This is a genomic window from Shinella daejeonensis (assembly GCF_024281235.1).
Classification (GTDB): domain Bacteria; phylum Pseudomonadota; class Alphaproteobacteria; order Rhizobiales; family Rhizobiaceae; genus Shinella; species Shinella daejeonensis.
The window spans coordinates 16,232-37,414 of record NZ_JAHWXY010000018.1; the positions used below are offsets into that span (position 1 = coordinate 16,232).

The following is a 21,183-nucleotide window of genomic DNA, read 5'->3' on the forward strand; positions in this document are numbered from 1 at the left end:
CCTGGATCGGAAATGTCACGGGTTCGGGCTCCCGCGTGGCGCCTGCCGGGGCAGGACGGACTCGGGATCGCGCCACCCTAGAGCATTTCCCGCAAAAGTGTGAAACGGTTTTGCGTCCGGAAATGCGGCTAAAACAAAGAGATAGAGCGGTTCTGCCGATTCTGTGAAAATTGGCACCGCTCGAACCCAGATCGGCGCAAGGGGAAACGCCTGGATGGCAGCCTGTCCGGCCCGCCCGCCGCAAGGCGGACGGTCACCGGGGGTAAAGGCAGGCGGCCTTACTGGAAGGCCTGAAGGCCCGTCTGCGCGCGGCCGAGGATCAGCGCATGGATGTCATGCGTGCCCTCGTAGGTATTGACCGCTTCGAGGTTCATGACGTGGCGGATGACGCCATATTCGTCGGAAACGCCGTTGCCGCCGTGCATGTCGCGCGAGACGCGCGCGATATCGAGCGCCTTGCCGCAGTTGTTGCGTTTCATCAGCGAGATCAGTTCGGCCGGCGCACGATGCTCGTCGAACAGGCGGCCGAGGCGGAGCGCGCCTTGCAGGCCGAGCGCAATCTCGGTTTCCATGTCGGCGAGCTTCTTCTGGATGAGCTGGGTCGCGGCGAGCGGCTTGCCGAACTGCTTGCGGTCGAGCGTGTACTGGCGTGCGGCGTGCCAGCAGAATTCGGCGGCTCCCATCGCGCCCCAGGCGATGCCGTAGCGGGCGCGGTTGAGGCAGCCGAAGGGGCCGGCAAGCCCGGCAACTTCCGGCAGCAGGTTCTCCTCCGGGACGAAGACGTCCTGCATCATGATCATGCCGGTGACGGAGGCGCGCAGCGAAAACTTGCCGTCGATCTTCGGCGTCTCGAAGCCCTTCATGCCGCGTTCGAGGATGAAACCCTTGATCTTGTCGTCATGGGCGTCGGATTTCGCCCAGACGATGGCGATGTCGGCGATCGGCGAATTGGTGATCCAGTTCTTCGCGCCGGATAGGAGATAGCCGCCGTCGACCTTCTTCGCGCGGGTGATCATCGAGGACGGGTCGGAGCCGTGATCCGGCTCGGTCAGGCCGAAACAGCCGACGATCTCGCCGGAGGCGAGCTTCGGCAGGAACTTCCGGCGGCTTTCCTCGGTGCCAAAGGCGAAGATCGGGTGCATCACCAGCGAGGACTGCACGGACATGGCGGAGCGATAGCCGGAATCGACCCGTTCCACCTCGCGCGCGACAAGGCCGTAGGAAACATAGTTGGCGCCGACGCCGCCGTATTCCTCGGGAACCGTCGGGCCGAGCAGGCCGAGTTCGCCCATCTCGCTCATGATCTCCCGATGGAAGATCTCGTGGCGATTGGCTTCGATGACGCGGGGGACGAGTTTTTCCTGGCAATAGGCGCGCGCCGTATCGCGGATCATGCGCTCTTCGTCGCTGAGCTGGTCCTCCAGCAGGAACGGGTCCGCCCAGTCGAAGGGCGCCATCCGGGCGCGGGCCTGTTGCGGGGTGGCGCTGTGATGCTCGCTCATGGCGTCTTTCCTGTGGTGGTTCATCGGTGAGGAAGTGCTACAACAGCTTGACGCGGACGGGAAGCCGGGGAACGAATTCCCCTCCGCACCGCTTTGGCTATTTGTGAATGCCCTCATGAGCCCCAAGAATGAGGGCGTTCAGGTTTGGCCCCCGTGTCCGGCGTCCGCCGGGCGCTGCAATCCCGCAGGCAATGATGAAGATACGACTGAAAAGGGTTCGCCGCATGCGCGATCGTTTCAAGCGCTCGCTGGAGCGTCTGCTGCCGGCGATGCCGGATATCGGCGTTCTCTCCCCTTCGCCGGCCGCCGGGCGCCGGCGTGCGGCCGCGTCCCTCCGTCGCAAGCGGACCGCGCCGGGCCGGCTGACGGAAATCGCCGAGTTCGGCGCCAATCCGGGCAATCTGCGCATGCTCGTCCATATTCCGGAGGGTTTGCCGGCCGGGCGGCCGCTGGTGCTGGTGCTGCACGGGTGCCGGCAGGAGGCCGAGAGCTACGACCGTGCCTCCGGCTGGTCGCGGCTTGCCGACGAGCGCGGCTTCTGCGTGGTTTACGCCGAGCAGAAGCCGGTGAACAATCCCGCCCGCTGTTTCACCTGGTTCCGCCCGAGCGAGGTCCGGCGCGACCGGGGCGAACTGATGTCGATCCGCCGGATGGTCGCCCATGCCGCGGGCATGGCGAAAACGGACAGGCGGCGGGTCTTCGTCACCGGGCTTTCGGCCGGCGGCGCGATGGCGGCGGCGCTGCTGGCGGTCTATCCCGGGGATTTCGCCGGCGGGGCGATCATCGCCGGGCTGCCCTTCGGCGCGGCGCGGGATGTCCCGCGCGCCCTTGCGGCGATGCGCGAGGCGCCGGCAAGAAGCGCCCGCGAATGGGGCGATCTGGTGCGCGCGGCCTCGCCGCGCATCGTCCGCAAGCCGGTCGTCTCCGTCTGGCACGGCACTGCGGATGAAACGGTCTCGCTTTCGAACGGTCATGCGCTCGTCGAGCAATGGCGCGACCGCTACGGCCTGCCGGGGGAAGGCTTCGTGGAAAAGCGTCTCAAGGGCCGGCGCACGCGCATCTGGCCCGATGGCGAGGGTAGGGCGCTCGTCATCCTCCACGAGATCGACGGCATGGGCCATGGCACCCCGGTGCTGCCCGGCGAGGGCGGCGGTCACGCCGCTTCCGCCGAGCCCTTCATGCTGGAGGCGGGCTTCTCCTCGACGCTGGAAATCGCGAAGGAATGGGGGCTGACGCGGCGGTGGAAGCGATAAAGGCATGCGGAAAAACAAAGGCCTGGATCGTTCCTTGCCGAACGCCCCCGCTCCGTCACCCGCTCAGGCGAGCAGCCATGCGTGCTCCCTGGCGTTGTTGAACTTCCAGATCCGCGTCGGCCCGGCCATGACGTTGAGATAATAGAGATCGTAGCCATGGATGGTGGCGCAGGGGTGATAGCCTTTCGGCACCAGTGTCACGTCCCGGTCCTCCACCGCCATCGCCTCGTCCAGCGAGCGGTCGTCGGTATAGACGCGCTGGAAGGCGAAACCCTGCGGCGGGTTGATGCGGTGGTAATAGGTTTCCTCCAGCAGGCTCTCGTGCGGCAGGTTGTCCTGATCGTGCTTGTGCGAGGGATAGGACGAGGTGTTGCCGCTCGGGGTGATGACTTCGACCACCAGCAGCGAATGGGCGGAATTGTCGTCCTCCGGCATGATGTTGATCACATGGCGGACGTTGGAGCCCTTGCCGCGGCTGATCTGCGGATGGGTGCCCGGCGGAATGGCCTTGGCCTTATGGTCGCCGCCGCCCGGTGCGGAACAGACGGCCAGTTCCAGCTCCGTCTCGGCCGTCACCGACCAGTTCGAGCCGGCCGGCACATAGAGCGCATGCGGCTCGCCCTCGAAGACGCTCATGCGCTCGCCGAGCACGCCGAAATCCCGGCCGCCGGCCACGGCCGCGCCCTTGCCGGTGAGCCAGACGAGGCAGACTTCCCGGCTGCCCGTTTCCGCCGAGACGATCTCGCCGGGTTTCATCCGGTGCACGTCGAAGCCGACATAGGTCCAGCCGGCATTTTCCGGCGTGACATGGGTCACGCGACCGTGATCGCCATCGGGTTTCAACAGCAGTTTCGACATCAGCCTGTTCCTTTCATCGTCGCAAGACGGCGCCGGATGCGCCTATCCCTTGGGAAAGCCCTGCGTTTCCACGGTATAGCCTGCGGCGGCCATCACGCGCATCAGTTCGGCATGGCCGATCTCGGCCATTTTCCGCGGCGGCGCCTGGCGCGGATCCTGTTCGGCCTCGACGACGAACCAGCCCTCGTAGCCGTGGTCGGCGAGCCGCTGGACGATCGCGCCGAAATCGAGCGATCCATCGCCGGGCACGGTGAAGGCGCCGAGCGCCACCGCGTCGAGGAAGGATTGCCGGCTGCGGTCGAGCCCGTCAACCACCGCCTTGCGGATGTCCTTGACGTGGACATGGTTGATGCGGGCGTGATGGTTGTCGATGGCGCGCAGCACGTCGCCGCCGGCAAAGGCGAGATGCCCGGCGTCGAGCAGCAGCGGAATACCTTCGCCGGAGGCGCGCATGAAGGCGTCGAGTTCCGGTTCGGTCTCCACGACGGCCGCCATGTGATGGTGGTAGGAGAGCGGCATGCCCTGATCGGCGCACCATTCGCCGAATTCGGTCATGCGGCGGGCATAGGCCCTCATCTCGTCGTCGGAAAGACGCGGCTTGGTCGCAAGCGGCTTCGAGCGGTCGCCCTGGATGGAGCGGGCGACTTCGCCATAGACGATGCAGGGCGCATCGACCGCCTTGAACAGCTCGATCATCGGCGCGATGCGGTCCTTGTTGACCGCGAGTTCCTCGTCCACCAGCGTGCCGGAAAACCAGCCGCCGCACAGCGTGACGTCGGCGGCGCGCAGGATCGGCAGCATCACCGCCGGATCCTCGGGGAAGCGCCGACCCTTTTCCATGCCGGTGAAGCCGGCGCTGCGCGATTGCCGCAGGCATTCTTCCAGCGAAACATCGTCGCTGAGTTCAGGGAGGTCGTCGTTCCACCAGGCGATGGGCGACATGCCGAGTTTGGCTTTCATCGGTTTCTCCTAGGAGCATTTCCAGCCGAAGCGAGATCGCTTCGGCGTCGGGGAATGCGGTAAAAACAATATATGAGAGCAATCCCGTTGAGCCGGATTTCGCCGGAATTGCTCCAGCTGCGGGAAAGCCGGGCGCGGCTTCCCGCAATTGTCTGCTTCAGCCGATCCTCTGGGCCTTGCGCGCGGCCTCATAGGCGGCGCGCGCCGTGCCGACTTCCGCGCGGGGGCTGACCTCCGGCACCGCCACGTCCCACCAGTGGCCGCCGGCCTCGGTGGTGATGAGCGGATCGGTATCGATGACGATGACCGACGTGCGGTCGTTCGCCCTGCTGTCCCCGATGGCCTTTTCCAGTTCGGCGATGGAAGAAACCTTCACCGCCACGGCCCCCATGCTTTCGGCATGGGCGCGGAAATCGATGTCGGGCATCCGTTCCAGGGCGGCGTCCTGCAAGAGGTTGTTGAAGTTGGCCCCGCCGGTCGCCATTTGCAAGCGGTTGATGCAGCCGTAGCCGCGGTTGTCGAGCACCACGATGGTGAGCTTCTGCCCGAGCATGACGGAGGTCGAAAGCTCGGAGTTCATCATCATGTAGGAGCCGTCGCCGACCATGACGACGACATCGGCCTCCGGCCGCGCCAGCTTGACGCCGAGGCCGCCGGCGATCTCGTAGCCCATGCAGGAAAAACCGTATTCCATGTGATAGCCGCCGGGCTTCACCGCCTGCCAGAGCTTGTGCAATTCGCCCGGAAGCCCGCCGGCGGCGCAGACGAGAACGGAATTCTCGCCGCCGATCGTGCGCTGTACGGCGCCGATCACCTGCGCGTCGGACGGCAGCGCGGCATTGGTGGCGGCGGTCGCCCTGCCGGCGGCCTCCATCCATTCCGCCTTGCGCGTCGCCGCCGCCTCGGCAACGGCGGCCGGAGCCTTCCAGCCGCCGAGCGCTTCGGTCAGCAGCCGCAGGCCCTCGCGCGCGTCTGAGACGAGCGGCTGGCTGTCGTGCTTGGCCGCGTCGAAGGCGGTGGTGTTGAGGCCGATCATCCTCAGGCTTTCGTTCTTGAACAGCGCCCAGGAGCCGGTGGTGAAATCCTGCATGCGGGTGCCGACGGCGAGGATGACGTCGGCTTCCTCCGCAAAGGCATTGGCGGCGGAGGTGCCGGTGACGCCGATTGCGCCCATCGCCAGCGGATGCGTATCGGAAATCGCCGATTTTCCTGCCTGGGTGACGGCGACCGGGATGCCGTGGGCGGCGGCGAAAGCCTGGAGTTCGTCACTCGCCTGCGAATAGAGCACGCCGCCGCCGGCAAGGATCAGCGGCTTTTCCGCTTGGCGCAGCGTGGCGATGGCGGCGGCAAGCTCGTCGCTGTCGGGACGAGGGCGGCGCAGCGTCCAGACCTTTTCCGCAAACAGGCTTTGCGGATAGTCATAGGCTTCCGCCTGCACGTCCTGGCAGAGGGAGAGCGTCACCGGGCCGCAATCCACCGGGTCGGTCAGCACCTGCATGGCGCGCTTCAGCGCCGGAATGATCTGTTCGGGACGGGTGATGCGGTCGAAATAGCGCGAGACGCAGCGAAAGGCGTCATTGACGGAAACGGTGCCGTCGCCGAAATCCTCGATCTGCTGGAGCACGGGGTCGGGAATGCGATTGGCGAAGACGTCGCCCGGCAGGAACAGCACGGGCAGGCGGTTGACATGGGCGACGCCGGCCGCCGTCACCATGTTGAGCGCGCCGGGGCCGATGGAGGTCGTGCAGGCCATGAAGCGGCTGCGGAAGCTCGCCTTGGCGAAGGACACGGCGGCATGCGCCATGCCCTGCTCGTTATGGGCGCGCAGTGTCGGCAGTTCGTCGCGCACCTGATGGAGCGCCTCGCCCATGCCGGCGACATTGCCGTGGCCGAAGATCGCCCAGACGCCGGCGAAGATCGGCGTCTTCCGGCCGTCGACGACGGTCATCTGGGCCTTGAGGAAATGCGTGACGGCCTGCGCCATCGTCAGCCGGATCGTCTTTGTCATGGGCCTGCCCTTCTTCCTTTCTCGCATTCGTCTTTCCCGTCCGCGCGGGGCCGGGGTTGCGCTTTACGCCAGCCCGCGGGTCTTCAGCCAGGCGTCGGTCAGCGCCTTGAAGCGGCCGGCCATGTCGGCAATCGCCGCCTTGTCGTCCAGCCTGCCGGCCATCCAGTCGCGCGCCGCATCGGCGAAGATCGTGCGGCCGACGGCGAAGCCCTTGACGGCCGGCGCCACCTTCGTCGCCTCGAACGCCTCGACGAGGTCGGCGGCCGGCGCGTCGAGGCCGAGCAGCACGATGCCCCGGCAATGGGGATCGTTGCGGGCGATCACCGCCTCGACGTTCTTCCAGGCAGCGGCGGAGGCCTGCGGCTCCAGCTTCCACCAGTCGGGCTTGATGCCGAGATCGTAGAGTTCCTGCAAGGCGGTGGCGATCGTATCGTCTCCAAGCGGCCCGTTCTTGCCGGCGATGATCTCGATCAGCAATTCCCGGCCGATGCGGCGGGCGGCCTCGAAAAGGCTGCGCAGTTTTTCCTGCTGCTCCGTCTTGAGGGCGGCCGGATCGTCGGGATGATAGAAGCACAGGCACTTGATGCAGTGATCGACCGGCCATTCCACCAGCTGAGAGCCGATGTCCTGGCTGAACTCGAAGCGCAGCGGCTTCGAACCCGGCAGTTCCACCGGCCGGCCGAGCCATGAGAAATTCCGGGTGGCGGCATCGAAGAAGGCGTCGCGCCCGAAGCGCTCGTCGATCAGCATGCCGTAGCCCGGCCGGCCATCGGCGACGCGGGCGGCCGCCTCGACCGTCAGCCGCTTGAAATCCGAAATCCGGCTGTGCGGCACGCCGAGTTCGTCGGCGATGTCGACGAGCTGCATGCGGTGGTCGCAGGCCAGCGCCATCAGGAGCGGGATGTCGCCGGTCTTGCGGGTCGTCGCCCAATGGAGATGGTTGATCGCCTCGTCCTTGCGCAGCGCCCGGTGCGGGCTGCCGTTTTCGAGGAAGAACTGCAATTCCTCCCAGGTGGGATATTCCGGCGAGCACAGCAGCCGCGAGACGGCGAAGGCGCCGCAGGCATTGGCCCAGGTGGCCGAGGTGGCGTGGTCCTCGCCGGTCAGCCAGCCGCGCAGGAAGCCCGACATGAAGGCGTCGCCGGCGCCGAGCACGTTGTAGACCTCGATCGGGAACCCCTGTCCGACGATGCCGTCCTCCAGATCGTCGGTGATGGGGCCGTCATAGACGATGCAGCCCATCGCGCCGCGCTTGAGGACGATGGTGGCGGGAGAAATCGCCCGGATGGCCTTCAGCGAGGAAAGCACGTCGTCGGCGCCCGACGCGATCATGATCTCCTCCTCGGTGCCGACGATCAGGTCGCAGTCCGGCAGCACCGACTTCATGATGTCGGACACCCGGTCGGACTTCACGTAGCGCTCGAAGCCTTCCGCGTGGCCGGCAAGCCCCCAGAGATTCGGGCGGTAGTCGATGTCGAAGATCACCTTGCCGCCGGCTTCCCTGGAAAGGCGGATCGCCTTGCGCTGGGCGGCCAGGGTGTTGGGACGCGAGAAATGGGTGCCCGAAACCAGCACGGCGCGGGAGGACTGCACGAAGGCGGGATCGATGTCGCTCTCGTCGAGCGCCATGTCGGCGCAGTCGGTCCGCACGAAGATCATCGGCGAGACGCCTTCCGCCTCGATGGCGAGCAGGACGAGCGCGGTCAGGCGCTCCCGGTCCGTGCCGATGCCCTCGACATTGACACCCTCGCGGGCGGATTGCTCGCGGATGAAGCGCCCCATCTGCTCGTCGCCGACGCGGGTGATCAGCGCGGATTTCAAGCCGAGTCGGGCGGTGCCGATGGCGATATTGGCCGGGCAGCCGCCCACGGATTTCGCGAAGGAGGCGGTATCCTCCAGCCGGGTGCCGAGTTGCTGGCCATAGAGATCGACGGAGGAACGGCCGATGGTGATGACGTCGAGCGTCTTTTCCGAATCCGCATGGCTCCGGTCCAGGGCAATGTCATTCTGCGGCATGTCGTCCTCCAATCTCGCCTTCGTGCCGCCGGTGTTCCGGCGTCATGGTAAAATGAAACATCAATTCCATTATTATGTCAAATCGGAATGTATGTTCTATTTTGTTGCGGCCGTGTTCCGCTGCCGGCCGCGCCGCTTGTCCGCGATGGCGACCGGCAGCGCCATGGCCAGCGCCATCGATGCGGAGAGCGAGCGGAAGCCGGCATAGTCGGCCTCCGAAACCTCGAACCAGCAGGTGGCGCAGGTGGCGAGCGGCGAGAAGGCCGAATCCGTGATCGCGACGATCGGCACGCCGCGCCCGGCCAGTTCCTGCGCCTGATGGAGGCTCTCGGCGGCATAGGGGGCGAAACTGGCGGCGATCACCGCGTCGCGCGGTGTCGCCAGTTGCACGATCTCGGCGTCGATACCGTTCGGCGAGGCGACGATCTGGTGGCGGATGCCGAGCTTGCCGCAGGCATAGGCGATATGGGCCGTCAGCGGATAGGAGCGCCGCTTGGCGACGAGGAAGATCGTTTCGGCGCGCGCCAGCAGATCGACGGCCCGCGTGAAGGTCTCCCCGTCGATGGCGCTCGCCAGCCGCGCGACCGACTGGCTTGCCGCCGTCAGGAAGCCGGAGAGCAGTTCCGTGTCGCTATTGGCGGCAGGCCCCGATTCGAGCGACAGCAGGCGCTCCTCATAGGACAGCGTGCGGTCGCGCAGGCGCGCGCGGAAAACGTTCTGGAGATCGGAAAAACCCTCGTAGCCGAGATGGTGGGCGAGGCGCACCAGCGTCGAAGGCTGCACATCGGCCGCGGCGGCGATGCTGGCGGCCGTGCCGAAGGCCATCTCGTCCGGATTGTCGAGCGCATAGGCGGCCACCTGGGCCAGCCGTTTCGGCATCGCGGTCTTGCGTTCGATGATGACGCTGCGCAAACTGTCGAAATCGCGCGGCACACGCGCCTGGGGCGGTTCGTTCCTGCTCATGGGTATCCGGGCCTCTGCGCCGAAGCGCTTGGATGGTGTGAAATAAATATTCCATTCACTCTGGAAAAGATAGTTTTCGTTCCATATTTTCCCCGCTAAACATGCAGGACGGCGCTACGGCCCCGACACAAACATACCGGATGGAGGACGCGGCATGAAGGCCCTCGGAATCGGATTGATCGGCACGGGATACATGGGCAAGTGCCACGCGCTTGCCTGGAACAATGTCAGCGCGGTGTTCGGCGATGTGGAGCGCCCCCGGCTGGTGCATCTGGCCGAGGCCGATGCGGAACTGGCGTCGAGCCGCGCCCGTGAATTCGGCTTCGCCCGGGCGACGGACAACTGGCGCAGGCTGATCGACGACCCGGAGGTCGACGTCGTTTCCGTCACCACGCCCAACCAGTTCCACGCGGAGATGGCCATCGCCGCGCTGGAGGCGGGCAAGCATGTCTGGTGCGAGAAGCCGATGGCGCCGGCTTTCGCCGATGCCGAGCGCATGCTGGCGGCAGCCCGATCCTCCGGGCGGGTCGCCGTTATGGGCTACAACTATATCCAGAACCCGGCCATCCGCCACATCCGCAGCCTGCTGGACGAAGGCGCCATCGGCACGGTCAATCATGTGCGGGTCGAGATGGACGAGGATTTCATGGCCGACCCGGACGCGCCGTTCTACTGGAAAAGCGAGGCGGCCTCCGGCTATGGCGCGCTGGACGACTTCGCGGTGCATCCGCTGTCGCTGCTGTGGTGCCTGTTCGGCCATGTCGAGGCGGTGATCGCCGAACTTGCCCGGCCCTATGCGGACCGTCCGTTGCAGGACGGCGGCCGGCGCGCCGTCGAGAACCATGATATCGCCAGCGTCCTCATGCGGCTACCGGGCGGCGTCTCGGGCGTGCTGATGGCCAATCGCTCGGCCTGGGGCCGCAAGGGGCGGATCGCCCTCCAGGTCTATGGCTCGAAGGGCTCGATCCTCTACGATCAGGAGCGGATGAACGAATTCCAGCTTTACACGACCGCGGGGCGGGCGAGCGAGCAGGGCTATGCCACCATCCTGACCGCGCCGCATCACAAACCCTACGATCGCTTCATTCCCGCACCCGGCCACGGTCTCGGGTTCAATGATCTCAAGGTGATCGAATGCCGTGAACTGATCGCCGCGATCGCCGGCATGGCCGCCCATGCGATCGACTTCAATCACGGCCTGCGCATCGAAAAATCGGTCCACGCGATGGCCCGCTCCTTCCGCGAAGGCCGCTGGATCGACATCGACGCCGGCTGAAGTCCATGACCCCGCCGTGACCGGCGCACGGCGGTGGCCATGCCGGTGCTCCTGCCGCGATCGCGCCGTCCCGAAGTGCCGGGCGGCCGATCATGACGATGCGGTTATGGAGAGCTACATGGTGGCGTGGACGTCAAACCATTCGTTTTGAGGGCCGACATACGTGTAGTCCTCAGCCCTGACCGATCTGGTAAACAAGGCGCGAAAGGCCTCATAGGCGCGGTTGCGAAGTGATTGGAAATCGCCGCTCTCGGGATCCTTGGAGAGAATCGGTGATGCAGACGGTGGCGTGGTTCAGGCAATGATTTGCGAAATTATCCACATCTTGTGAAATATGTGGACGACAGAACAGCGAGAGAACGCATTCCCGCGATTTTCCCCCACTTCCCCACCACGTTCTCGCATTCTTCTGCAACGAACCGCATTTATCTGCAATTTGGTCTCTTGCCAAATCTCCCGAAATCCTTAGAACGCGGGCAACGGAGAGGTGGCCGAGTGGTCGAAGGCGCTCCCCTGCTAAGGGAGTATACCGGAAACGGTATCGAGGGTTCGAATCCCTTCCTCTCCGCCACTTCGGTCCGCTTCTGGGCACGCCAATCGCCGCCGATGGCCGCACGTTTCCAGAAGAAAGCATTCTCAGCAGTTCCGTCTTCGATCCCATGATACGAACGGCATCGTCTGCGACCTCGACTCGTTGCGCCAGTGCCCGCAGGTGATCCCGCCGATAGCCGCCCTCACGGTTGCGGATACGGTCGCGCGCAACTTTCGAAAAGCGCCGTATCATCTCGGGACTGATTGCAGAGTGGCCGGGACTATCGAGCATGGCTTGCGCGCGGTCGGCATCCACACGGGCCTGGTCGCGAATAACCTTCAGGCCAACTATCCGCTCCTTCAACGCCGGATCATCCAGATCGGCCACTCCCGCCTCGATGGCATCGTAGAGCCGCTTCAGGCGCAGTTCCGATTCTGTGGCCCGTCGTTCCAACTCATCGATGTGTTGCTTGCGCCGTTCGGCCTGTTCAGAGCGGCGGCCGAGAACGCTGCCGAGGAGGTCCTCAAGCCGTTCAGGATCAAGCAGCCGATCTTCAATATGGTTGACGACCATGGTGTCGAGCTTGTCCATCGGGATCGCTCGGCCTTTACAACCTGTCTCGCCCTGTCGGGCCTTGATGGAACAGGCATAGTAGCGGTAGCGTCCGCTTTTGCCGGTGCGGATGGTCATCGCCCCTCCGCAGTTGCCGCAATAGCAGATGCCGGTCAGCAAGGTCGGCCCTATGACCACGCGAGCAGGCATTTCGGTCTTGGGGTTGCGCGCCTGTAGTAGTGCCTGAACCTGATCGAACGTTTCGCGCTCGATGATCGCCGGAACTGGCACGATGACGATCTCACCGGGTGAGCGCGCATCATTATGTTTGCTGCGCTTGCCCCACTCATGTTCACCGATATAGGTGCGGCGCGTCAGAACGCGGTGAACCTGGCCGATGCCCCAACGACCACCGTCGCGGGTGAAGATACCCTTGGCGTTAAGATACTTGACGATGGCCTTCACGCCCATCTGGCCGCTATCGCCATCGCCTTCCAGCGCAAGACGGTAGATCAAGCGGATCGTGTCGGCATGCAACGGGTCGATCTCCAGCTTCTTCTTGGTCTTGGCACCGCGCTGCTCGGCATCTACGACCCGGTAGCCGACCGGTGGCAGCGAACCGTTCCAGAAGCCTTGACGGGCGTTTTCCTTCAAGGCGCGGGTGACGTGCTTGGCGTTTTCCTTGGATTGATATTCATCGAACAGCGCCATGATCTGCCGCATCATGACGTGCATGGGATCATCGCCCATTTCCTGAGTGATGGAGACCAGCTTGATGCCGTTTTTGGCGAGCTTTCTGACGTAAAACTCCAGCTCGAAGTGATCGCGGAAGAAGCGGCTGAACGAATGGACCACGACAACGTCAAAGGGCGCAGGCTTGGACGTGCCCGCTTCGATCATGCGCTGGAACTCGGGCCGCCGGTCATTGGTCGCCGAGGCACCGGGCTCAACGAAGGTCTCGACAAGCTGAAAGCCGCGCGACTCGCACCAGGCTTCGCCTTGCCGCTTCTGGTCGGGAATGGAAACATCGTGTTCGGCCTGCCGCGTGGTCGAGACGCGCAGATAGAGAGCGGCCCGCACGGCAACGGTTGGCGATTTAGCGTTCATTTGCGGGTTCCTTTCGTCTTGCGGCGTTCGACCAATGGCAGGACCAGCTCTACCCGGTCATGGATGAGCCTGGGCACCAGCCTGAGCCCCTTGCCCTTCTCCATCCGGACAAGGCCGCAGGCCGCCATGGTTTTGAGTGTTCGGGACAGGTTGGATTTCGCGCGCCCCGTGATCTGTGCCAGTTCCTCCAGCGATTCCGGCTCCTGTTCACGAATTAGGCGAAGCAACTCGCAATTGGCTGGTGAGAGGAGCTTCGCGAATGACATGGTCGAAGCAAACCACACAGTTGGCTCGCCAGTGCGAGGCCTTTCCTCGCCTCTAGCGATTCGCTGGGTTCGCGATTTCATTTCCTCTGGGTCGGCAATACCGACCCTCAATATTGACATGGCATCGCCCGATCATCCGGCTAAGGTTTTTCGTTATCATAATACGATAACCTCTTTAAGTCATCAGGCAGATCGATTGGGCCGAACATCTCGTCAAAGAAATCGGCAAACCAACGCTCGAAGACTTGGATTTCAGCCTCGGTGATTGGCACATACTCCGGCCAGTCGTCGATGACGGGGAGCCTTTCGACATCGAAAACATGGGACGGACCGCCGCGAGGCGGGCTGATGCGTGGCGCAGGATCGTCAGCGTAGTCGAACAGATCGTTGGGAAGTGCAGTGTGAATAGGCTGTAGAGGCCGTTCTTCTCGGGTCTGATGGGGCTCCGCGCACATAGAAAACTCCTTGATTCTAGTGAATTCGGAGCGTCACAACTCCGCAATCAATCGAACCATGGAGGGAAGTCTGCGGCCTGTAGCGTGCCGCATTTGAGCATATGCGCTGGCGGCACCCTTAGACTCAATTCTATGGCATACTTGGGGTGGGGTGGGAAGCCGAAGGGCGGCTTTTGGTCTGGCAGTGCGTGGAAGCGGTCTTCCAGCGTCGAGAGGGTCAAGCGGCTAAGCACCGTAGACGGCCACTGTCAGCCGAGAGGAAGATACCAGAATAAAGCAGTTTCGGCGCGCTGATCTGTGTCAACGGCATCGTACAGGTGACGATCAAAGCCGCCCAACTTGAAACCGTAGCGCTCGTAGAAACGGCACGCTGCGACGTTGGTATTCTGAGTTTCCACTCGCATGATCGACAGATTGTTCTGCTTGGCCCAGAGCACCGCCTCGTCCATCAGCGCTCGACCTATTCCGGCCCCACGGTGAGGCCGTGAAATCATGATTTCATCGATTTGCGCACACCCATTCCAAGACCGAGAAACAGCGACATAACCGACAACCTCCCCTTTCACGCTGGCCGTCGCAATCATGCGACAAGTATCATTCGGCTCGACATAGAGATCATCATCGCGAACACAAGTTTTCTCGTAGGCCGGAATTGTTTTGATCTTCCCCAAACCTTCCTCGTTGAAAGGAAGGAGCGCTTTTTCAAATACGGTAAAGGAAAAATCTGCGCTTGCCACGGCAACGGCAGATAGCTTGCTGACTCGCTCAATCATCTTAACGCCAGTTCTAAGCACCGACTGATTCGACATGGGAAGCACTCTGCCGCAAAGATCTCGAAATATTCGACAGATATGATCCAAAACCACAGCCACCCGCAAGGTCCGGTTTAAGCATCCTTGCCTCCTGGCATGAACAACTGAAACGGGGTCGGAAGCAGCCAATCTCAGTTTTATGGAAGTTCCGCCGTGCCTTGGCGAAGCGCGATCCGTAACGATGAACCGCTCCAGCATGGGCACGATGAGTTTGACGGGATCGGCTGCGGCAAGGCCGTTTCAGCTGACGCTCCCGTGCGCGGGCCGCACTGGAAAAAACTCGTTGCTCAAGCGCGCGGCGTGTACCTCGGCGCGCGACATTCTTCCAACTAGTCGGCATGCGTGACAAGACTATAGATCGTCCCAATTGACATATTGAAGATGCTATGGCATTTTTCTGCCCATGATTAGTCTTGATCCTGAATCGGCCGCAGCTGCCTCCGCAGTGACCAGAACGCTCCGCTAGCGGCGGAACGTTCTTAGGCATTTTTCACGTTCCGTCGCTGGGAGTTAGCTCGGCGTAGCATGTGTTGCTTCGCCGTTGTTCTCACTACAGCAGCGGACTTTTCCTGTGTTTCGATATATTCTTATGGCGCGGTCTAATCGCGCGTTGGCGGTACGTCCATGGGTCGTACTTACCTGCCTGTCGGTATTGCAATTTCTCATCGCGGTCGATGTAACTATCGTCAATATCGCGCTGCCTTCAATCGGTCGCGCGTTTGACGTTGAGCAGAACACGCTGCCATGGGTCGTTATCGCCTATACTGTCACGGGCGGCGGGCTGCTGATGCTCGGCGGACGTCTGGCTGATGCCTTCGGGCGTCGCAATCTTCTTTTCATCGGAGCAATTGTTTTTGGCCTGGCTTCCCTTGCAGCGGGTTTGGCAGGCTCGTTCTTCGTTCTTGTTATTGCTCGGATACTCCAGGGGGTCGGAGAGGCGTTGGCCCTTCCGGCCGCCATGGCGATGATTGTGCTACTCTTCCCGGACGGTTCTGCTCGCTCAAGGGCCCTAAGCATATGGGCGGCTATCTCCAGTTGCGGTCTGGTCTTAGGGTTTCTCCTATCTGGCATAATTGTCCAGTTTCTCGGGTGGAGATGGATATTCCTGATTGCGGTTCCGATCGTGGTACTCATTCTCGTGACTGCTGCAGCAATATTGCCGCGTGACAAGCCTCGAGATCGCAAACCCCTCGATGTGCTCGGATCGATACTGCTGACCTGTGCACCTCTGTTACTTTCCTATGGCATAGTTGAATTTGGAAATGAAAGAGAGATTGGGTGGTTTCCACTCTTCGCATTTGTCGGAGCATTAGTAGCAGCAGCGCTTTTTGTTAAAGTCGAAAGGCGCGCACGAAATCCCGTGATCCCCCTATCCTTCTTTCGCAATCGGTCAAGAACGCGCGCCAATCTCACCACCGCTCTCCTGAGCGCAGCCTTATCAACCTCTTTCCTACTCTTCACGTTTTCCCTGCAGGATCGGCTTAGATTATCCGCATTGCAGTCGGGCTTGATGCTCGTGCCGTTGGCGGCCTGCCTAGTCATTGCAGTGCTCGTAGTTCCTCGGTTGCTAGGTCGGTGGGGGGCACGCAATTGCTCTCTCGCCGGGATTATCTTCGCGGCGCTTGGATTGATGTTGATAGCGCTGGCCGACCAAGTTGACGCGCCCGTATCGGCATTAGTGCCTGCAATGCTATTGACGGCATTTGGGATGGGCTTAGGTCTTATCGGACTGCAATACGTAGCTGTAACTGACGTCACCGACGATGATGCTGGAGTTGCATCTGGTGTTCAGCGCGCGGCTGACCAGCTCGGCGGCTCTACCGGGGTTGCGCTGTACATTGGCATGGGTTTCTCGCCATCGATGGCCGGGGTGTCTCCGTATCTATTGAGCAGTGGGTTTGCAGTAACAGGACTGGTTGTTGCCGCGTTCATCGCAAGCGGTATCGCTTCAAAACGGCTGGTTAAACCCAATTCTCCAGCCCGCTGCGAGTCATAAAACAAGTGTAATCTACGGGAGGCGCTAACGCCTCCCGTCCCGGCCGATCACCTCCACAGTTCCAACAGAAATCCCATGGTGCGGAGAGGACTGTTCATGGCGGCCAACATCTCGCGGAGTTGAAGGCATGTGCGTCTTTCGCAATACAGCGCACTGGAGGCTTGCGATTAATCGAGAATTTCAGGAGCGCCAATCATGAGAAGGCGTTCATATGATGAGCGATGCGACAAAAGTTTTCCGTATTCTCGGTTAGGCCGTCGGGTACCGTTGACCGCACTTTTGCATGCGATAGCCGTTGCCGAGCATTTGAATTTCCGCCATGCCGCTACCGCGTTGGGAACTAGCCAGTCGAGCGTTAGCGCACGAGTTCGGGCACTGGAGGAAGAACTCGGCATCACAATATTTGAGCGCAACACCCGAGGCGTTAGGCTCACGGAAGCGGGACAAAACTTTGTCGCACGGGTTGCGGTCGGAATCGAGCAAATTGACCATGCAGTATCGACAGCAGCTATGATCCAGAGCGGTAAAGCTGGTAGGATTAGAGTTGCTGTTCCCTCACCGATATCGGTAGGTTTCCTCTCAGAACTATTACATTCCTATCGTCGAGCGTGGCCAAATATCGAAATGGAATTTTTTGATGGACGCGCGCGGGAAGCAATCTCTCGGGTTCGTGAAGGGCGGCTAGACGTGGCGTTCGTTGCGGCGATAAAGGAAATTCCCGATTGCCATTCGCGGCCGCTCTGGACCGAACCCCTCTTCATCGCGGTAGCAGAAAACGATCCTCGCGCGCACGGAAATGGCCTTTCTTGGAACGATTTTCGAGATGATGTTTTCCTTGTCCGTTATGGTGGAACCGGCCCGCAGGCGCATGAACACATTGCGCGCCGGCTAGGTGAACGTGGGCTTCAAGCGAAGGTGCAGCGATGCGACGTAGATCGCTGCACCTTGTTATCGATGGTTGGGGCCGGCTATGGCGTCACGCTTGTCAGCGAGGCTACCAGCAGGATCGCTGTCTCGGGCGTGGCCTTCGTTCCGGTCATGGACGAACCCGAGCCGATCAGATTCGGAGCCGTCTGGTCCCCTTACAATCGCGGCAAGGCCCTTCGCGGGTTGCTCGATCTTGCATGCAGGCGCGCCACTATCTAGCGTTGCAGACTTCGCCGTGCCTTGGCGAAACCGCGATCCGTGGCGATGAAGTGTTGAAGCATCGGCACGATGAGCTTGGCGGGATCGGCGACGGGCTGGCCGCTTTCGCGCGCCAGCACCTCGGCATAGGCGACCAGATCGCGGTGAAGCGGCGCGGGTAGCTCCACCGTCACCTTCACGGGCTTGTCGTCGGGAAGCGGGCCGAGTTTCAGCCTGGTCATGGTCAACGTCCTGCCGGCTCGAATACAAGGTCGCGGGTGACGATGATCCTGACCGGGAAGCCGGGCCGGACGGTCAGCGTCGGCGCGACCTGCAACTGGCGCTGGACGATCTGCTGGCCGGCCTGATTGACGGTATCCTGCGCCCCGTCGCGGATGGCGCGGATCAGCCGGTCCTCGTCGCTGGTGGCAAGTTCGGTTCCGACCGCGAGCAGCGTGGACAGCCCTGCGGCTTTCATCAGATCCCACCAGTGATAATCGACGCCATCCTCAAGGCCGGCGTAGCCGCTGGCGTCCGCGCCCGGCAGGCGCTCCAGAACGATGGAACGGCCGCCCGGCAGGATCAGGCGGTTCCAGACTAGCAACACGCGGCGCTGGTCGAAGGTCACGCCGTCATCATACTGGCCGATGATGCGCGTTCCCTGCGGGATCAGGAGCAGCGAGCCGGTCGGGCTGTCATAGACGTTCTCCGTCACCTGCGCGGTGATCTGGCCCGGAAGGTCGGAACGGATGCCGGTGATGAGTGCGGCGGGGATCACGGCCCCGGCCTGAAGGATATAGGGCGATACCGGCGGCGCAACGCGATCCGGGGCGACGGTCTGCCGATCCACCGGCCCGTTGAGAAACGCCGCGTGGCGATCCTGTGTCGCGGGCTGCCCGCCGAGGCCAAGCCCGGCAAGGCCGGGCGTGGCCGTTCCTGCCGGCGATCCCGTGCGCGGGCCGGACTGGAAAAAGACGTTGCTCAAGCGCGCGGCTTCTTCCTCTGCGAGCCGGCGCTGTTCCTCGGGATCGACTGCGGGCGTCGTCATGACAGGCGGTGCAACGGGCTGGCCCCGGTTCTGCGCGTCGAGGATCGGACGGCCGAGGTCGCCCGGCAATGCCGGCCCCAAGACGGGGCCGGTGTAGTCGCGCGGCAGGCCGGACAAGCCGTCCGCCGTGGGGCGGTTCTCGGTCGAATAGAGTTCGTCGCCGCCCGATCCTGCATCGCGGGTCTGGAGCGCGTAAATCAGCGCCCCGCCGATGCCGAGAAGCGCGACGGCTCCGACGCCTGCCAGCATCTTGCGGGACAGGCGGGTGACGCGGGGCGGTTCGGCGCGCAGCCGCATGGGTGCGGCGGTATCGGTAATCGTGTTGTCTGTCATGACGGGGAGCCTCCGGTCGCGCTGGCGGGCTGTGTGACGGCGGCCTGCGTCGGGTTGGTGCGGACGATCCTGACGACCTGCTGGCGGTTTCCGCTACCAAGGAGCAACTCGGCCGCGCCGAACAGGCGGTCCACGATCAGGACGTTCTGGTGGATGCGGGAATTGACGATCTGCGGCTCGCCGTTCGATCCAAGCACGAAGATCGGCGGCATCTCGCCCTGCACGATCCCGGCCGGGAAGACGACATAGACGCGCCTGCCATCGTCGAAGACGGAAACCGGCCGCCATGGCGGGCTGTCGCCCTGCACCTGTAAGGCGTAGCGATAGTTCCGCGCCGCCTCGGCCGGAATGACGGGTGCGACCGGGACCGTCTGGCGCTGGCCGGCAGGCGGTGCCGGATAGGCCCATGCCACGGCCGGCATGTAGAGCGATTCCCGCGCGCGCAGCTCGAGCATGTATGTGCGCCGGTCGGTGGTGACGACAAGGTTGGTGGAAATGTCCGGCCGCGTCGGCTTCACGAGGATATGGACGCGGCGGTTTGCACCGCTGCCGCTCTCGGTGTCGCCGATGATCCAGCGGGCGGTGTCGCCGGCTGCGATCGGCCCCGCGCCTGTCAGGCTCTCACCCGGCTCCAGCGCGATCGTGGTGATCTGTCCGACTGCGGCATAGACCTGATAGAGCGCGCCTTCGCTCCACGGATATATCTGGATCGCGTTGTAGTAGCCTTCGCGGCGCGGCTCGACACGGGCGGCGGCATTGGCGTTCTCAACGCGGCCGGTCGGTGTGCCGGCAGCCTCGCCGCCCCGCGCCACGGTCCATGCCGGAGGCGTGTGCAGCGGCCGGGGCGTGTCGTTGGTGACGGTCGCCTGCACGGTCGGCAGCGGCGGCACGCTGGCGTCGTAGCTGAATTGCGGCGTCCGGTTGGTGGCGCAGCCTGCGAGCATGGTGGCCGAAAGCAGCACGGCCGCGATTGCCGGGGTGTGGGTGATCGCCCTCATTGGCTCATCTCCCGCGACCACGAAATTGCATTGACGTAAATTCCCAGCGGATTGGCGCGCAGACGCTCGGCGTCGCGCGGGGGCTGGATCACGATGGTCAGGATGGCCGTCCATCGTTCGGTCGTGGAAAGCTGGCTGTTCTCGAAATGCCTTTCCGTCCACGCGACGCGGAAACTGTTGGGCGAGGCCCGGATGACGCTGGACACCTCGACGGCGACCTGCTGGCGACCGACGCGCGTGAAGGGATCATTGGCGCGGGCGTAGTCGTTCAATGCCGCCGCGCCGCGATCCGTGGTCCACTCATACGCCCGAAGCCAGTTCTGGCGGACAATGATCGCGTCGGCCGGAATCGCGCGCACCTGTTCGATGAAGCGGCCGAGATGGAAAGCGATCTGCGGATCGGTGGGGCGATAGTCGGCGTTGGCGGGCGCAACGGTCTGCGCCTGACCGAGATTGTCCACCTGCACCACCCACGGCACCACGGTCCCACGTGCGGACTGCCAGACCAGCGCCGAGGCGAAGCCGGCGGACAGGATCAGCGAGCCGAAGGCCATGAGCCGCCAGTTCTTCGCCTGCACGCGGGCCGAGCCGATGCGCTCGTCCCATGCCTGCGCGGCCTTCTGATAGGGCGTCTCGGGTTCCGGCGATTTGCCGTAATGGGTTGCTGGTCGTTTGAAGATGCTCATGAGCGGTCACTTTCGGAAAGGCTGATGGAGGAACCGGAGCCGTGGCTGTCGCCGGAGCGCACCGCATGGGCTGCCATGGTGGTGCCGTGGTTCATGGCCTGCGAGCGACGCATCCGCTGCGCCCATGCGGGCGGGCTGCCGGCCGGGCCGGATGCTGCTGCGACAGGATCGGCGCTAGTGCCGCCGACCGTGCCTGCGGTGGAAGAACCGCCGGTCATGCCAAAAGCCGCGCGTGCGCCACCGGAAAAGCTTGATTTGACGGATTCGGTGGCTTTCGAGACGGCGCGCTTCAAGGGAGAGACGGCCGCCGATCCTGCGGCGCGGGCAACACCGCCAAGGCCGGAAGCGACACCGGCCGCGCCAGACTGGCCGAGCGCGCCGACGCTATAGGCCGCGGTTGCCGCGCCCGCGGCCGTCGCGCCGCCGCGGACGGCCGC

15 protein-coding genes, 1 tRNA gene and 2 pseudogenes are annotated in these 21,183 nt (G+C 63.4%); 5 read left to right on the plus strand and 13 right to left on the minus strand.

Annotated features, from left to right (window positions below; translation table 11 throughout):
* Window positions 1–278: 278 nt before the first annotated feature.
* A complete protein-coding gene (locus KYK29_RS21660; protein ID WP_254692962.1) occupies window positions 279–1,502 on the minus strand; it encodes an acyl-CoA dehydrogenase in 1,224 nt (407 codons plus the stop codon).
* A gap of 224 nt (window positions 1,503–1,726) precedes the next feature.
* Here KYK29_RS21660 and KYK29_RS21665 point away from each other — a divergent pair, with 224 nt between their 5' ends.
* Complete coding sequence (locus KYK29_RS21665; RefSeq protein WP_254692963.1) at window positions 1,727–2,755, plus strand: extracellular catalytic domain type 1 short-chain-length polyhydroxyalkanoate depolymerase; 1,029 nt, start codon at window positions 1,727–1,729, stop codon at window positions 2,753–2,755.
* A 63-nt stretch (window positions 2,756–2,818) separates the two neighbouring features.
* Here KYK29_RS21665 and iolB read toward each other — a convergent pair whose 3' ends face one another.
* The 5 genes from iolB to KYK29_RS21690 all read right to left on the minus strand — a co-directional run bounded on the left by iolB (window position 2,819) and on the right by KYK29_RS21690 (window position 9,560).
* Window positions 2,819–3,613 (minus strand): 5-deoxy-glucuronate isomerase, encoded by a 795-nt coding sequence (iolB, locus tag KYK29_RS21670; protein WP_254692964.1) that lies wholly within the window; start codon window positions 3,611–3,613, stop codon window positions 2,819–2,821.
* Between the two features lie 42 nt (window positions 3,614–3,655).
* The gene (gene iolE, locus KYK29_RS21675; RefSeq protein WP_254692965.1) at window positions 3,656–4,573 is read right to left on the minus strand and encodes a myo-inosose-2 dehydratase; all 918 of its coding nucleotides are present in this window, start codon (window positions 4,571–4,573) and stop codon (window positions 3,656–3,658) included.
* Window positions 4,574–4,730: 157 nt separating this feature from the next.
* The gene (gene iolD / locus KYK29_RS21680) at window positions 4,731–6,581 is read right to left on the minus strand and encodes a 3D-(3,5/4)-trihydroxycyclohexane-1,2-dione acylhydrolase (decyclizing) (RefSeq protein ID WP_254692966.1); all 1,851 of its coding nucleotides are present in this window, start codon (window positions 6,579–6,581) and stop codon (window positions 4,731–4,733) included.
* Between the two features lie 63 nt (window positions 6,582–6,644).
* The gene (locus tag KYK29_RS21685) at window positions 6,645–8,597 is read right to left on the minus strand and encodes a bifunctional 5-dehydro-2-deoxygluconokinase/5-dehydro-2-deoxyphosphogluconate aldolase (protein ID WP_254692967.1); all 1,953 of its coding nucleotides are present in this window, start codon (window positions 8,595–8,597) and stop codon (window positions 6,645–6,647) included.
* A gap of 96 nt (window positions 8,598–8,693) precedes the next feature.
* Window positions 8,694–9,560, minus strand: coding sequence for a MurR/RpiR family transcriptional regulator (locus KYK29_RS21690; RefSeq protein ID WP_254692968.1), 867 nt, complete (start codon window positions 9,558–9,560; stop codon window positions 8,694–8,696).
* A 154-nt stretch (window positions 9,561–9,714) separates the two neighbouring features.
* On the opposite strand from KYK29_RS21690, the gene KYK29_RS21695 reads away from it, so the two are divergent.
* Both KYK29_RS21695 and KYK29_RS21700 read left to right on the plus strand, forming a co-directional pair.
* On the plus strand, window positions 9,715–10,836 hold the full coding sequence (locus tag KYK29_RS21695; RefSeq protein ID WP_254692969.1) for a Gfo/Idh/MocA family protein: 1,122 nt from the start codon (window positions 9,715–9,717) through the stop codon (window positions 10,834–10,836).
* Between the two features lie 481 nt (window positions 10,837–11,317).
* Window positions 11,318–11,407: transfer RNA gene (locus KYK29_RS21700), tRNA-Ser, on the plus strand.
* A gap of 576 nt (window positions 11,408–11,983) precedes the next feature.
* Here the strand turns inward: KYK29_RS21700 and KYK29_RS22600 are convergent.
* Together KYK29_RS22600 and KYK29_RS21720 are read right to left on the minus strand one after the other, a co-directional pair.
* Window positions 11,984–13,027, minus strand: a pseudogene (locus tag KYK29_RS22600) (recombinase family protein); the annotation flags it as partial.
* Between the two features lie 969 nt (window positions 13,028–13,996).
* On the minus strand, window positions 13,997–14,557 hold the full coding sequence (locus KYK29_RS21720) for a GNAT family N-acetyltransferase (protein WP_254692973.1): 561 nt from the start codon (window positions 14,555–14,557) through the stop codon (window positions 13,997–13,999).
* A gap of 574 nt (window positions 14,558–15,131) precedes the next feature.
* On the opposite strand from KYK29_RS21720, the gene KYK29_RS21725 reads away from it, so the two are divergent.
* Both KYK29_RS21725 and KYK29_RS21730 read left to right on the plus strand, forming a co-directional pair.
* Window positions 15,132–16,556 carry an MFS transporter gene (locus KYK29_RS21725; RefSeq protein WP_254692974.1) on the plus strand — a complete coding sequence of 475 codons (1,425 nt, stop codon included), beginning with the start codon at window positions 15,132–15,134 and terminating at the stop codon, window positions 16,554–16,556.
* A gap of 267 nt (window positions 16,557–16,823) precedes the next feature.
* Window positions 16,824–17,702 (plus strand): LysR family transcriptional regulator, encoded by an 879-nt coding sequence (locus KYK29_RS21730; RefSeq protein WP_254692975.1) that lies wholly within the window; start codon window positions 16,824–16,826, stop codon window positions 17,700–17,702.
* Here the strand turns inward: KYK29_RS21730 and KYK29_RS21735 are convergent.
* The 5 genes and pseudogenes from KYK29_RS21735 to KYK29_RS21755 form a co-directional block, all read right to left on the minus strand.
* Window positions 17,699–17,923 carry a DUF2274 domain-containing protein gene (locus tag KYK29_RS21735; protein ID WP_254692976.1) on the minus strand — a complete coding sequence of 75 codons (225 nt, stop codon included), beginning with the start codon at window positions 17,921–17,923 and terminating at the stop codon, window positions 17,699–17,701. The genes KYK29_RS21730 and KYK29_RS21735 overlap by 4 nt on opposite strands.
* Before the next feature lie 2 nt (window positions 17,924–17,925).
* Window positions 17,926–19,062, minus strand: coding sequence for a TraB/TrbI/VirB10 family type IV secretion system protein (locus KYK29_RS21740; protein ID WP_254692977.1), 1,137 nt, complete (start codon window positions 19,060–19,062; stop codon window positions 17,926–17,928).
* Window positions 19,059–20,060, minus strand: a complete 1,002-nt coding sequence (gene trbG, locus KYK29_RS21745) for a P-type conjugative transfer protein TrbG (RefSeq protein ID WP_254692978.1) — start codon at window positions 20,058–20,060, stop codon at window positions 19,059–19,061. Before trbG ends, KYK29_RS21740 begins: the two co-directional genes overlap by 4 nt.
* Window positions 20,057–20,746: a conjugal transfer protein TrbF gene (gene trbF, locus KYK29_RS21750; RefSeq protein WP_254692979.1), complete on the minus strand. Its 690-nt coding sequence runs from the start codon at window positions 20,744–20,746 to the stop codon at window positions 20,057–20,059. Before trbF ends, trbG begins: the two co-directional genes overlap by 4 nt.
* Window positions 20,743–21,183: pseudogene (locus tag KYK29_RS21755) on the minus strand (P-type conjugative transfer protein TrbL); the annotation flags it as partial. The gene trbF and the pseudogene KYK29_RS21755, both read right to left, overlap by 4 nt.

Bases quoted from the DNA above. Each gene is read 5' to 3' on its own strand.
- KYK29_RS21660 (WP_254692962.1), bottom strand. From the start codon at position 1,502: ATGAGCGAGCATCACAGCGCCACCCCGCAACAGGCCCGCGCCCGGATG.
- KYK29_RS21665 (WP_254692963.1), top strand. From the start codon at position 1,727: ATGCGCGATCGTTTCAAGCGCTCGCTGGAGCGTCTGCTGCCGGCGATG.
- iolB (WP_254692964.1), bottom strand. From the start codon at position 3,613: ATGTCGAAACTGCTGTTGAAACCCGATGGCGATCACGGTCGCGTGACC.
- iolE (WP_254692965.1), bottom strand. From the start codon at position 4,573: ATGAAAGCCAAACTCGGCATGTCGCCCATCGCCTGGTGGAACGACGAC.
- iolD (WP_254692966.1), bottom strand. From the start codon at position 6,581: ATGACAAAGACGATCCGGCTGACGATGGCGCAGGCCGTCACGCATTTC.
- KYK29_RS21685 (WP_254692967.1), bottom strand. From the start codon at position 8,597: ATGCCGCAGAATGACATTGCCCTGGACCGGAGCCATGCGGATTCGGAA.
- KYK29_RS21690 (WP_254692968.1), bottom strand. From the start codon at position 9,560: ATGAGCAGGAACGAACCGCCCCAGGCGCGTGTGCCGCGCGATTTCGAC.
- KYK29_RS21695 (WP_254692969.1), top strand. From the start codon at position 9,715: ATGAAGGCCCTCGGAATCGGATTGATCGGCACGGGATACATGGGCAAG.
- KYK29_RS21720 (WP_254692973.1), bottom strand. From the start codon at position 14,557: ATGTCGAATCAGTCGGTGCTTAGAACTGGCGTTAAGATGATTGAGCGA.
- KYK29_RS21735 (WP_254692976.1), bottom strand. From the start codon at position 17,923: ATGACCAGGCTGAAACTCGGCCCGCTTCCCGACGACAAGCCCGTGAAG.
- KYK29_RS21740 (WP_254692977.1), bottom strand. From the start codon at position 19,062: ATGACAGACAACACGATTACCGATACCGCCGCACCCATGCGGCTGCGC.
- trbG (WP_254692978.1), bottom strand. From the start codon at position 20,060: ATGAGGGCGATCACCCACACCCCGGCAATCGCGGCCGTGCTGCTTTCG.
- trbF (WP_254692979.1), bottom strand. From the start codon at position 20,746: ATGAGCATCTTCAAACGACCAGCAACCCATTACGGCAAATCGCCGGAA.